Source organism: Mucilaginibacter sp. UYP27 (genome assembly GCF_040547175.1).
Classification (GTDB): domain Bacteria; phylum Bacteroidota; class Bacteroidia; order Sphingobacteriales; family Sphingobacteriaceae; genus Mucilaginibacter.
Genome location: NZ_JBEPPE010000001.1, coordinates 1,731,542 through 1,743,592 on the forward strand (window position 1 = coordinate 1,731,542; position 12,051 = coordinate 1,743,592).

Here is a 12,051-nt window from a genome sequence, read left to right on the forward strand (position 1 = left end):
AAGAGGTGATTATGCAGCTAATGATATGCCATCGCCCATTACCTGTCTTATATCAAGGTCTACAAGAGATATTAAGTTAGAGCAGCATAACAGGCAGGTATGTTTTTGGCGAAAGGTAGATAGCTCGTAAGGTAACCGAAGCACCTGTGCATATTTATGGTTATAAACCGAGCCAAAACAGGCTTTGTTAAAACAGTAGTATGATATAGTTACTTTGGTGCTCATAATTGTTACTCATAAAAAAAGCCCCTTGTGAGAAGCTTATTTTCCATAGGTAGATGGTATATATAGATCAGGCAATAAAGCCTGTAAATTGCTGTTGATTAAAAGCGCGCAGGCTAAATGCTTTTTTCCTGAACAAGCTTATAACTTTAGCCTCTATTGTTTTTACGGTGCTGATTGTTTTGATATGTACAACTTTCATGATAAGGGTTAATCTAAATCCGTGCCAATTTTAATCCGGCAATATTGATCAACCTAAATGCCTTAATTTGATGTACAGAAAACAGAAAGGGCTGTCTATTATTTAGACAGCCCTTTCATAAATATAGCGAATAAGTGTACAGTTAGCCGGTTACTTAGCAGGGGTTATCACAATGTTGCGGTAATCTATAGGGCCGTGGTCGCCCTGAATGAATAATGGGCCTGGTTCGCCTTCCTTGCTATCCATAGCGCCACCGGTAAGGCCGGGTATAATCTGGCGGGTAATAACCTCGGTGCCGTTAGCCGAAAGGGTTATCATGCGGCCAACCAGTGTAATATCATATGATTGCCATTCGCCGGGGTTTTTAGCCATCATTTTGTTTGGCGGCAAAAATCCATATACCGAACTGAATTGATTGTTGATAGGCTCTGGTTCGCCGCTCTTGGTATCTATCACCTGTATCTCGTAACGGCCGCGCAGGTAAACGCCGCTGTTGCTGCCCTGTTTGTAACGGAACTCGATATGCAGTTTAAAATCATTGAATTTCTTATCGCTGATAAGGTTGGCGCCCGATTTTAGGCTCCGTAAAATGCCATTCTCCACAATCCATTGGTTTTTGCCATCGGTGTGGAAACCTTTAGTGTCTTTACCATTAAACAAGCGAATGGGTTTGCCCCATACCGGTGCTTTACTGCGGATAAGTGCAGGCGCGCGTACACCGGTAAAGTTGTAACTTTTGCCATCGGTATAAACCATGGTGCCTTTTAAGCTGTTGCCGCTTACGTCAAATTCAAAATCCATATTGCGGTCGCCTTGTTCCCATTGCGGCGGGATAGAAAAGCTGAACTTACCACCGGCAGGTTTAACTTCTGAAATAGGGCGGGCACTCCCGAAAGCATAAGTGAAACGGCCAATAAGCGTATGCGTGCCCGATTTTTGAACCTCTAACCACGATGGGATGCTTTTACCGTCTTTCTCCATAGTAATATCCCAGCGGCCAATCACATCAGGATCTTTAGCCATTACAGCGGTTTGTGCCGAAGCTTTAATACCACAAATTAAGGTTAACGCCAACAGGCTAATGCCGAAAAAGCGGGCAACAAGCCCCGGCTTTGAAACAGGTGTATTTTTCATAAATGGTTTATATTGAATGATAAATCTACAAACTAAATTGGCAATACAAAAAGGTGGTGCGCATTAACGGTGTATGCAAGGTGGCTTAAGTAACCGTTATCAGGTGTTTTTTATACCATCCGCAAAATCGCAGGTTCTACCAAAAGCATATCCTTTGCCCTGCGCCCAGCCAATAAAATCTTTCAGCCGGTTTACAAATGGTTCTCCGGAGTTTTTGGTGACATATGCGGGCAGGCCTAATTTATCTTTATCGTTCAGGTCAGTAAATTCCCAGGGGTGAAAGTACAAGTTTAAATAGCCATCTTTTTTATAAGCAGCCCTGCTCAACCATTTAATAAACGGTAAGGGCAGGTTATGGAAACTGAGCCAAAACAGAGGGATCCGAACCAGGGGCGATACTGATGCCGGGATCTGTAAAACCTTATGGTCGTAAAACCAGGTGCGCGGTTTATCAAAGTTATTATAGCGCCCGGGCAGCCAGGTAGGGTTAAGGGATGAGTTATAGGTGTACCCTGCTTTTTCAATCTCTGCCTCATCTACCGGCATCATCCGCGCCATACGAAAGCCGGTTACCGGTGTGCCCGAAATTTCTTCGAGTTTAAGCTTTGATTCTTTTAAATGTGCTGTCTCAAAATTGGAATGATAATATCCGTGCGAGGCTATTTCGTGCCCCTGGTCAACAATACTGCGGATCATATCCGGCTGATGGATGGCATAATTAGCAGTGCAAAAAAAGGTTGCTTTTATACCGGCGGCCTGCAGCATGGTTAACACTTGTGCAGTGCCGGCCGTTGAAATTGCTAATTGCTCATCAAAAGGGAGCGATTTGCCGTATTCAAAAGGCATGTCAAATTCTTCTACATCAAACCCCAACAAGATCATTTTTAACAAGCATAAGGTTGGTGGAACGGATGATATAATTAGGGCGGTTTTTCGACTGCATAAATATTTTACCTACATAGATACCTATAATACCTAATACCAATAGTTGCAGGCCGCCAAAAAACGCTATAGTAGCTATAATAGATGCCCAACCCGTAACAGCATTACCGGTAACATAACTTATTAGCACATACGGAATGTAGAGAATAGCAAGCGTAGAAAAAGTTAGGCCAACACCGCTTACAAGGTAAAGCGGGCGGGCGCTAAACGTGGTGATGCTTCTGATAGCCAGTTTGCAAAGCTTAAAAAACGAGTAACTGGCTTCGCCGGTATGCCTTTTAGATGGGGTATAAGGGATGCCAAGCTGTTTGTACCCCGTCCATTTAATAATTCCCCGTAAAAATATTTCGTACTCATCTATCTGCTTTAATTGTTTTACCACTTTTTCATCCATAAGCCTAAAATCGGCGGTGCCATTTTCCAGCTTAATGTCCGACAGCATGTTGATGCCTTTATAAAACATTTTTGATGTTGCCTTTTGATAACCTTTGGCATGCGGATTTGCGTTTTGGCGATAAGTGTAAACAATATCATAACCATCTTCCCAATAGTTCAGCATCTTTAAGATCATCTCGGGCGGGTGTTGCATATCTGCATCCATGGTTATAACTACATCGCCTTTTGCCATGCCAATGCCTGCTTTAAGCGCGTGGTCTTTACCAAAATTTCGCGAAAGTTCTATATAGTAAATGTTGTGATGCAGTTCTGCATTAAATTTCAGTTCGTTAAGGGTATTATCCTTACTTCCGTCGTCAACAAAAATAAGCTCAAAATCATAGTCGGTGGGCATCAGCGTCTCGTTGATCTGTCCAATCAAAAAAGCGATGTTTTTTTCTTCATTGTAAGAGGGGATTACAATAGAGATCTTCTTTTTTACAAGGGATGCCATGTTAAACAATAGGTTAGGGGATAATTGTGATCGGTTATTTCTGTAGTCGCTTGGTAATTGTAATAAGTATGTTACGCTAATTTAAGTTGGAACGCTACATTGCTTTTTTAAAATAATCATTTTTATAACAGGAATGATACAACAATCAATTAGCGTAACATTTACGTTACAAATATAAAAATATTACGATAATAGCACCTGCAAAAGGCGGCTACTTATTTAAATGACATTTGTTTTACGATAGCTAATTATGCATGCTTTTCGGCGAGGTGTTGGCGCGAGAAATCGCGGAATAAGGTTTCATAAATTATTTTAAGCCAAATCAAGAAACAGGGCAGCACCTTTAATCGATAAGGCTGAATATAGATTTTATTAATGGTTTTTGGGAAAAGATCAGACGCGGCAAAGCTGGTAAAGATAATGGCAAAAACCAGCAGGAAGATCTCGAAGCCCGTAAGTTTGTCCAAATTCATGAACCAGATAGCTACACCCGCGAAAGCAATGATGAAAGTTGCCGACTCGGCCGATGTGCTAAATATTACGGTGAAAATTAATACCGATGCCAGGATAAGCAGTTGGTATTGGGTGGTTTTGTAATATTTGATACGCAAATAAGATAGGCCGAAAAGAACTAATGCGGGGGCTATCACAAACAGGTTGTTTAAAGCAGGATAATTAAACAACCTGCGGATCATTCCCATCAGCGAAAAATCCTGCATTTTAGAGGCCTCGTTCTCCGCATTTTTGGCAATAAGGTCATAAAACCAATCGTGATAAGTGCGTATGATAAACGATGGCGATGAGATAGCCATCGGCAACACAAATAACACTGCCGACCAAAATATAAAGCTGGCAATAAATTTCAGTTTGTTATCCGAAAAGAAGAAGAACGCCAGGCCTACAATACCATAAAGTTTGGTGAACGTACCCAGGGCTATCATCAGCGCAGCCCAAAAATCTTGCTTCCTTTTAATGAAATTAAAGCTAAGGATTATAAGCGCTGCAATAATAGGATTGAACTGAAAGTAAATGGTAGACCCCACAAGATCGTTAGCGCAAAGCAGCAAAACAATCACATACTTGTTTGGCCCCAGGGGTAACAGCTGTATGGCTTTAAATAATATAAAGGCACTAAACGCTACCCAAAGTACCACGCCAATATTATCCGGCAATAGGGCAAACGGTGCGATGATCAGCGAAAATATGGGCCCGTAATGGTTGCGGTCGTAATAAAATTCGGGCTGCTGAACGTACAGGCTTTGCTGGTGAATGGTGTTTAAAAAGTTATGCTTAAATATGAGGTAATTATTGACGGATTGCTGCGTCAATAACCCTTTAACAGCCAAAAGCAGGCACACGCCAAACCATAAGGAGTACACAAAAGGCTTATTATAAATAAGCCGGGTAAGCGCTTGCTTCATCAGTTTAGGGGATTAGTGCCCGCTAAGATACAAACTTGGTTTATATCCTTTAAAACAAGCTATCGGTTTTTATTTGGTTTATATAATCGCTTAGTTTTTGTAAGATAAGTTCTACCGGGAAATCTTCATTAGGATCTATCAGGATTGATTCATACTGGTCTTTTGGTTTGATGCCCTCCTGTATAGGTTGCAAACTTTTATCAAGGCAGAACCCCATTTTAAGTTTCTTACGATCAAGCCATAGGTAGGCCAGCTTTTTGCCCCTGTAGGTAAAGAACGGGATCTGGAATTTACGTTCGTGAATTACCTCACCATCTACCCGCAAAATAATATCCCTCAAAGCCAGCAGGCAGCTTTGGTAAGGCTCGGGCTTGGTTAGGTAGTAGGATTCGAGGGTGGGCGTTTGCATGGGGAGGAGCAAGGTAAAGATCTGCCCACAGATATAAGATAAATTTTTTCTGTAAGTAATATATCTAAAGAGTGTTATCCACACATCTGGCTCCCACCTACCGTTTTCATAATGCTAATCCGATGATGTCTTATTAGAGATGGATTTAATTACACCATCTAATTCAACGGAACTTTCTAATAACATGTCATTCAGATTTTTGATGTTTTTACTTACATCCATGGTATTAATGATATTGACCAGCCCAATGATATTTGCCAGCGGTTTACGAACGAGGTGGGATTGAATGAAACCGATTTCCTGAAGCCTCGTTTCTTTGTTTGACAGTTCCGAATTTGCGTCAGCTAATCTTGATTTTGTATCCATATACTCTGTAATATTATAGCCGATACAAAATATGCCGCCTGGTTGCCCGTCTTCATCAAAATAGGCTTTCATTTCCCATTGGGTAACAACAAAACCGCCTTTCCCATCGTGCTTGCGTAAGGTGGCCGGGAAAAGCCGGCCTGGTTCTGCAAAACACTTTCCCCCAACTTCTTCACAAATAGCGATGTCATCGGGATGAAGGGTGATAGAAAAATTTTTCCCAAGTAAAGATTCATTCAAAAAATCGAAATTCCTGTCATAATTAGCGCTGACATAAGTGTAATTGCCATCCATTCCTATACCTATAGAGTAAAAAAAAGAAGAATCTGCTAAAAATGAGATGATCTCGGTATTTTGCTGCATGATATTATTATGGAATATTATAAAATGCTTTAATTATTTAGCGGCATCCCGGCAGCTTTTAAGTTACCAAAAAAAGTGTATTAAACTTGCGGCAATAATTATGCCCATGAAACAGGAGGGCCGGCTGTAATGGTAATAAAATAATTACCCAACGTAAAGCGTTATTGGCGTTGGAGTTAATGCTTTGGGTTTTTGATGGCTATAGTGGTTTGTGATATAGTAAATCGGCAGATAAAACCTTTTAATAAACGTAAAAATTGTTAAATTTCTACTTCAAGTCTCTCTTAATATATTTATGATATAAATATTCCGCATACCCTACGCTAACATAATCAGGGAACTTCCAATTTGGATAATATTTCCTTTTAATTAACTTGAGAAAGCTAAAGAATAATATTGCTAATATAAGGAGTATGGCAATCGCCAAAAAGAAGATTGCAAAGTATATTAAAAAATTCATAAGTTATATAAAGTACGGTTATACGCATAACAAATTATATTGTTGCGTCATAACCAAGTTTTCTACCGGCAACTTCCACTTAAATTACTTTAAGCGTTTAACTGAAATAGTGGATATCAAATCCCCCAGCTTCAGATACGTAATTATCCCGGGTGGGTGCATACAAGTCCGTTGTAAACTTCAGAAATTATGAAGCGGTAAAACAGCAGTTCCATTTAACCGATGATTTGTTTCGGTTACATTTACATGCGAGTTACTTTCTAACTAATAAGAACGCAAAAAGCCTTTAATCTTTCGACTAAAGGCTTTCTAATTTAAGGTGTGGTGCCAGCTGGAATCGAACCAGCGACACAAGGATTTTCAGTCCTTTGCTCTACCAACTTAACAAGCGCTTAAAAGCCGTTTTTTACGATTTTAGGTAATAAGTGCGCCAAAAGTGCGCCAAGATGTCTTTACAAATCACAAATTACACGGAACCAAAAATTGTTACCAACGATAATCTTCAACATCGTTCTTATATTACGTTTTACTTTAATGATGAAATACAAAAAGAGTATCATGGGAAGAATGTTGGGCTTAAAATCAATCCCAACCGCGCAAGTTCTTTAGAAGAAAAGGGTCAATTGCTTAAGAAGCTTCAATTTGAGCTTCATAAATCTTTAGATGCTGGAAGTTATCCGGTAATTAACATCGAATCTTTACAGTTAACTTCAAAAAAATCCGAAGTGGAATTATCTGCTATAAAGTTGATGTTTGAGGCGATCAAGAACAAATTACGCTCAGATTTAAGTAAAACCTATAAACGAGATTTAAAAAGTGTCTATAGAGAATTTAGAAACTTCATCCTTGCCGATGAAGCAAAAGGAGCCATAATTGAAATAACATCTGTAAGAATAGAGAAATTTCTATCACAGTTTGGTTCCTCTGGAACATATTATATGAACAAGCGTAGAAATTTAGGAGTAATACTTTCTGCTGCTGGTAGGCTTGATAATATAGAAGTAAAGGCCGTGAAGGAAACAAAACGTCGGAAAGCAAAAGCAAAACTGCACAAGGCTTATGATAAAACACAACTAAAACCTATTCTCAATTATTTAAAAGTCCATTATCCCAATCTTTACTTATGCTGTTTACTTACTTATAGTTCCTGGCTCCGACCCCATGAAGAGATTAGGCTATTAACACTCGAAGATTTTAAAAAAGATTGGACGGAGATTCACCTGTCAGGCGGTGATAACAAGGGTGGCAAAGTTAGAGTAGTCTATATTCCTGACTACGCCCGCGAGGTACTTCTACCCGTGCTTTCCGAGTTGGGTAGGAAGGATAATATTTTTAGCTTAACAAATGAGCCTTTTAACGAATCCTATTTCAATACCACCTGGTCAAGAGCCTATAAAAAGATGTTCGCCTTAGGATTGATATTCGAAAACCAAACTATATATTCATTTCGACACACCGCTGCCATCGAAGTTTACCGAAAGACGAAAGATGTTTATCTTCTCCAAAAGCTCCTAGGGCATTCTAATATAATCGTCACACTTAAGTATCTCCGAAGCCTTGGTGAATTTAACAGCGAGGAACTTAGGGATGCAGCACCTCAACTATAAAGTTTAAGAGTAGGATGGGTAACTGTCCTTCTTTTTTTAAATTTGGTGATGAATATGAAATTTGTTCAGAGCGAAAAGTTTCCAGGAAAAATGGATGTCGAATTTAAGATTGACCAAACAAATTGGGGGCGATTAGAAAGTTTTGCGAGTGGACTCAGTATAAGTGATGAAATGGCAATTGCATCTGAGGTTTCAATCTTCACTGATGTTAAGGCAAAACTTGGTTTGAGTCAGTCGGATATTAAGAAACTAGAAAATATGTTAGCGAACCTGGTAACTAGAAATAACAAGGTGATAGTACCGAAATTGGATCTACAAAAACAAATCGAAGAATTAATTTTCATTTACTCTGCTTTACGTGATTTTCAGTTTGATTTTTTAACGTCGGACGCCATAGATAGTGATTTTGATTGGTTTACAAAACTTGTAGATTTTTTAAATGTACAATCACTAAAAGATAAGGAAAATCTACTAAAGTTATCAATGTCGATAAAAATAGGAAACGTTAGTCACAAATATAATTTACCTCAAGCTAATAATTCTAAGGAATTATTTAAACGCATTTGCGACGTTGTTTTAAAATACTACTTTGAGACTGCTGAAGGATTCGGACAAAAATGGTACTTATGGAAAGGTTACAAACAACCTGTCACCCTTGCTCTTATGAATGAAAAATTAAAATCAGGTTTAGGTGGATTTAAACCAGATGCTGATATTAAAATCGCTATATATATATCAAAACTTTTATCATATCTAATACTTTTGCCACAATTCCCGCCAAGTAAGGGTGTGAGAAATATAAGAATTACTGGCCCTCAAGCGAAATTTATAGACGTATATTTAAACATTTTCGGCTTCTACCAAGGTGATTATGTCATTAAACTAACTGATATTAAAGAAGTAATTTCTCCTAAAGATCTTCGTCGTATTTACGAGCGTAGTTACACAAAGGCATGAGTTTTTTTAATTAGCTCGACCAAAATAATAAAAAAAATATTTTTTATAAATTGGTTGAGGACATAAAATCTCATTTTAAACATTAGGTAAATTTGTAGCTCACAAAACGGAAAATGAGGCCTCGTTTGAAGTTTAAAATATTTAAATATCAAACACATGAGTAAATTACTTGATGAGCTGTTAGGTCGCTCTGAAGACCCAAAGGAACCTCGTAAATTCGTTTTTTTTAACGACAATGACGTTGAAGGCTACACTAGCCAAGAAGATTTCTTAGCCAGTCTAAGAAGGCAAAAGAAGGTTAAACCGTTTTGGGTAGACAACCTTAAAACCGTGATTGATAACATGGCGTTAGGCAGGAGCCTCTCGGGCGAACCTTCTTTGTCGAAAGACGATGGACAGGAAATAATTTGGTGCCGGTTTAGCTACGGCAAAACGCGCCAAAATCTTCAAATTTTGAATGAGTGTGGTATGTACGATTTCGTAAAGGACTACGCAACCGGCCGCATTCAAAACGTGCCAAGCTTTGATGAAATTATTAAAAGCATGAACGTCGAGTAATTACCGATAAATAAGGGTGGTAAATCTGCCACCCTTATCTTAAAACACTTTTGCTAAATTTTTAAAGCCCAATAGGAGCTGAGGGATCATTATGCTCAAAAAATGAAAAAGAAACTACTACCATTTCCTAATATTGGCGAGGGCCAGTATTTAGAGGATATAATTGAATGTATACCATCCTTGATTATTCTGTTTAAAATGCTGACCGGTATAGGTGCAACGACGCTAGAGATAAAATATTTGTCTCGAAATAGCATTATAATAGAAGCTAACCTCCCGGTTATCAAAGGAAAGTGCAAAAAATACAACAAGGGTAAAAATGGCAAGGTTATTCTTGGCGTTTGGGAGGGTGTAACTGTTGACACCATTATAGACTACCTTAAGTCAGATGTTAAGGCAAAGAAAATTTTAACTACCCCCGAGTCTTACTACAAGGTGAAACAAGCGTTTTCTGAGTTGGATATCGACATTTTCGCCCACAGCTTTATGCTATGGGATGAATGCGAGAAAGCAGTTCAGGATGTTGGCTATCGTGCCAAAATAATATTGCCGATTGCAGACTTTTTTCAATTTCAAAATAAGGCGTTTATTTCCGCAACACCTATAATTCCTTCTGACCCAACCTTTGTTAAGCAGGGTTTTAAACACATTTACATCAAGCCCGACTTTGATTTTAAACAAAAACTAAAGCTGATACACACTAATAATGTGCATTATACTTTCAAAAAGTTTATTGAGGAGAATCCCAGGGAGCAATACTTTATATTTTTTAGCTCAACTGATTCCATCGCGGCGCTAATTCTGGCTATGGGAATACTTGAAGAGAGTGCTGTGTTTTGTGCAAAGGAGAGCAAGAATAAATTACGCGTTAATGGTTTCAAGCATCTATCGACTGACATAGCCACATTTCAAAAATTTAACTTTTTCACCAGTAGGTTCTTCTCCGCAGTGGATATTGAAGGTATTGTAAACCCGACCATCATAATGATAACTGAGCTGGCTATGGCATCCCACACCATGATAGATCCACAAAGTGAAGCTATACAAATTGTCGGGCGTTTTAGAAAGGAAATAGGTGTCAAATCTGTAAATGAAATACTCCACATAACTAATATTGATCAGCAAGTGTCTTTCAAAACAGAAGAGGCGTGTATTGCATATATCAATATGTGGGAAACTATTCACGGATATTTAACCAGCTGGTATAATGGCTCTACTACATCAGAAGGCAGAGAAGTGGTTAAAGAGTTGATGGGGTTTTCATTTTTTAAAAAGTACTTAAATACTGATGGTACCAAGAACTACTTCATGCAGGATAACTATGTATACGAAGAAAAAGTAAAATCATATTATCAGTCGATTGATGCTTTGACGGCATCATACAATACAGGTAAACACTTTAATTTAAACGTTATTACTGAGGTCTATGAGTTTAGCGATTGGGATAGATTCAAAGCTGGTTCAGCAGAGCGTTTGAAAACCGTATTTGAGGTCGTTATGCCAAAAATAAAGGCACTGTATGATATGGAAGATCAATTAGGTTTTATGTGGCAGTTTCAATTAAAAGATATGCAACAAGAGTACCCGGAGGTTTTTGTGGCTTTTGACAAAATTGGTCTTGATGTAGCCAAAGAATTGGGATTTGACCATATTAAAATTCGTAAAGCTATAAAAGAGAAAGAGTTAGTCGGTCAGAAAACACACTTTGGCTTTGTTAATTCAATAGAGGATGCTTTTTCAGAAGGTGAAAAGTGCTCATCGGGAACCATTGTCAATAGGTTGCGAAACTGCTTAACCGACAATGGCCTTAAGTTACTTACCCCAGGGGTCAAATTATTAAGAGAATATTGTCAGATATCATCACGTACAACGATAGGAAGAAACGCAGAAGGAAAGGAGGTAAAAGGATATATTATATTGGCTATATATAACAAAAAGTAAAAACGTAATAATTGCTACACGACATTTGGAATTAGGGGTTTTATACCCCTTTTTTCTAAGTGTCGCAAATGCCTTAAAAGTACTTAAATAAACATTTAAACATCTAACATATATTCCACAATGGAAATACTAAATTACACAGGTAAAGACGTAGGATTAACCAATACATCAGGTAGTCCTTTAATAATCTTACCATCAGTCGGCAAGGCCCGATTTGATTCAGTACAGTTCGAACAAGTTAGTAAAGTAGGAGGTGCCCCTATATTCATTAAAAAAATTGGCAAAGTGTTAGGCTTACCAAAACCCGATCCAAATCACGAGAAATATTACGTTGTACCCAGTGAAGTAGCTGAAAGAGCTAAGATATATCGATTCGACTTATTAACAGTTGAGGATTCGTTTTCATACGAGGGAGCCATATTTTATAGAAAGATAGTAAATTATGCATAAAATAAAACCAAGGCTACTTTTGGGTAGCCTTGGTTAATATATTTCTGATGTTATAATGGATAGCATATCTACCATATTCATTATCAGGTACCATTCCTGTGAAATATTTTTGAAGATTTAATATTTACCT

At 38.3% G+C, this 12,051-nt stretch carries 13 protein-coding genes and 1 tRNA gene; 5 read left to right on the top strand and 9 right to left on the bottom strand.

Annotated features, from left to right (window positions below; translation table 11 throughout):
• Positions 1 to 9: 9 nt before the first annotated feature.
• The 9 genes from ABIB39_RS07660 to ABIB39_RS07700 all read right to left on the bottom strand — a co-directional run bounded on the left by ABIB39_RS07660 (position 10) and on the right by ABIB39_RS07700 (position 6,801).
• Positions 10 to 225: a hypothetical protein gene (locus ABIB39_RS07660; RefSeq protein WP_354428721.1), complete on the bottom strand. Its 216-nt coding sequence runs from the start codon at positions 223 to 225 to the stop codon at positions 10 to 12.
• Positions 226 to 292: 67 nt separating this feature from the next.
• Positions 293 to 424, bottom strand: a complete 132-nt coding sequence (locus ABIB39_RS07665) for a hypothetical protein (protein ID WP_354428722.1) — start codon at positions 422 to 424, stop codon at positions 293 to 295.
• Between the two features lie 150 nt (positions 425 to 574).
• Positions 575 to 1,558: a 3-keto-disaccharide hydrolase gene (locus ABIB39_RS07670; RefSeq protein ID WP_354428724.1), complete on the bottom strand. Its 984-nt coding sequence runs from the start codon at positions 1,556 to 1,558 to the stop codon at positions 575 to 577.
• 99 nt (positions 1,559 to 1,657) lie between these two features.
• Complete coding sequence (locus ABIB39_RS07675) at positions 1,658 to 2,440, bottom strand: polysaccharide deacetylase family protein (RefSeq protein ID WP_354428726.1); 783 nt, start codon at positions 2,438 to 2,440, stop codon at positions 1,658 to 1,660.
• A complete protein-coding gene (locus ABIB39_RS07680; RefSeq protein WP_354428727.1) occupies positions 2,421 to 3,389 on the bottom strand; it encodes a glycosyltransferase family 2 protein in 969 nt (322 codons plus the stop codon). The genes ABIB39_RS07675 and ABIB39_RS07680 overlap by 20 nt, the downstream gene beginning before the upstream one ends.
• Positions 3,390 to 3,637: 248 nt before the next feature.
• Entirely contained in the window at positions 3,638 to 4,810 is a 1,173-nt protein-coding gene (locus ABIB39_RS07685) for a glycosyltransferase family 87 protein (RefSeq protein ID WP_354428729.1), read from the bottom strand.
• Between the two features lie 49 nt (positions 4,811 to 4,859).
• Entirely contained in the window at positions 4,860 to 5,219 is a 360-nt protein-coding gene (locus ABIB39_RS07690) for a DUF1801 domain-containing protein (RefSeq protein WP_354428731.1), read from the bottom strand.
• A gap of 114 nt (positions 5,220 to 5,333) precedes the next feature.
• Positions 5,334 to 5,948: a PAS domain-containing protein gene (locus ABIB39_RS07695; RefSeq protein ID WP_354428733.1), complete on the bottom strand. Its 615-nt coding sequence runs from the start codon at positions 5,946 to 5,948 to the stop codon at positions 5,334 to 5,336.
• Between the two features lie 782 nt (positions 5,949 to 6,730).
• Positions 6,731 to 6,801 (bottom strand) — tRNA-Phe (locus tag ABIB39_RS07700).
• A 53-nt stretch (positions 6,802 to 6,854) separates the two neighbouring features.
• Here ABIB39_RS07700 and ABIB39_RS07705 point away from each other — a divergent pair.
• The 5 genes from ABIB39_RS07705 to ABIB39_RS07725 all read left to right on the top strand — a co-directional run bounded on the left by ABIB39_RS07705 (position 6,855) and on the right by ABIB39_RS07725 (position 11,921).
• Positions 6,855 to 8,015: a tyrosine-type recombinase/integrase gene (locus tag ABIB39_RS07705; protein WP_354428734.1), complete on the top strand. Its 1,161-nt coding sequence runs from the start codon at positions 6,855 to 6,857 to the stop codon at positions 8,013 to 8,015.
• Positions 8,016 to 8,069: 54 nt separating this feature from the next.
• The gene (locus ABIB39_RS07710; protein ID WP_354428736.1) at positions 8,070 to 8,972 is read left to right on the top strand and encodes a hypothetical protein; all 903 of its coding nucleotides are present in this window, start codon (positions 8,070 to 8,072) and stop codon (positions 8,970 to 8,972) included.
• Positions 8,973 to 9,128: 156 nt separating this feature from the next.
• On the top strand, positions 9,129 to 9,530 hold the full coding sequence (locus ABIB39_RS07715) for a hypothetical protein (protein ID WP_354428738.1): 402 nt from the start codon (positions 9,129 to 9,131) through the stop codon (positions 9,528 to 9,530).
• 102 nt (positions 9,531 to 9,632) lie between these two features.
• Complete coding sequence (locus tag ABIB39_RS07720) at positions 9,633 to 11,471, top strand: hypothetical protein (protein ID WP_354428739.1); 1,839 nt, start codon at positions 9,633 to 9,635, stop codon at positions 11,469 to 11,471.
• Between the two features lie 120 nt (positions 11,472 to 11,591).
• Positions 11,592 to 11,921 (top strand): hypothetical protein, encoded by a 330-nt coding sequence (locus ABIB39_RS07725; RefSeq protein ID WP_354428741.1) that lies wholly within the window; start codon positions 11,592 to 11,594, stop codon positions 11,919 to 11,921.
• Positions 11,922 to 12,051 lie beyond the last annotated feature (130 nt).

Coding starts and splice junctions, on each gene's coding strand:
- ABIB39_RS07660 (WP_354428721.1), bottom strand. CDS start 225: ATGAGCACCAAAGTAACTATATCATACTACTGTTTTAACAAAGCCTGT.
- ABIB39_RS07665 (WP_354428722.1), bottom strand. CDS start 424: ATGAAAGTTGTACATATCAAAACAATCAGCACCGTAAAAACAATAGAG.
- ABIB39_RS07670 (WP_354428724.1), bottom strand. CDS start 1,558: ATGAAAAATACACCTGTTTCAAAGCCGGGGCTTGTTGCCCGCTTTTTC.
- ABIB39_RS07675 (WP_354428726.1), bottom strand. CDS start 2,440: ATGATCTTGTTGGGGTTTGATGTAGAAGAATTTGACATGCCTTTTGAA.
- ABIB39_RS07680 (WP_354428727.1), bottom strand. CDS start 3,389: ATGGCATCCCTTGTAAAAAAGAAGATCTCTATTGTAATCCCCTCTTAC.
- ABIB39_RS07685 (WP_354428729.1), bottom strand. CDS start 4,810: ATGAAGCAAGCGCTTACCCGGCTTATTTATAATAAGCCTTTTGTGTAC.
- ABIB39_RS07690 (WP_354428731.1), bottom strand. CDS start 5,219: ATGCAAACGCCCACCCTCGAATCCTACTACCTAACCAAGCCCGAGCCT.
- ABIB39_RS07695 (WP_354428733.1), bottom strand. CDS start 5,948: ATGCAGCAAAATACCGAGATCATCTCATTTTTAGCAGATTCTTCTTTT.
- ABIB39_RS07705 (WP_354428734.1), top strand. CDS start 6,855: ATGTCTTTACAAATCACAAATTACACGGAACCAAAAATTGTTACCAAC.
- ABIB39_RS07710 (WP_354428736.1), top strand. CDS start 8,070: ATGAAATTTGTTCAGAGCGAAAAGTTTCCAGGAAAAATGGATGTCGAA.
- ABIB39_RS07715 (WP_354428738.1), top strand. CDS start 9,129: ATGAGTAAATTACTTGATGAGCTGTTAGGTCGCTCTGAAGACCCAAAG.
- ABIB39_RS07720 (WP_354428739.1), top strand. CDS start 9,633: ATGAAAAAGAAACTACTACCATTTCCTAATATTGGCGAGGGCCAGTAT.
- ABIB39_RS07725 (WP_354428741.1), top strand. CDS start 11,592: ATGGAAATACTAAATTACACAGGTAAAGACGTAGGATTAACCAATACA.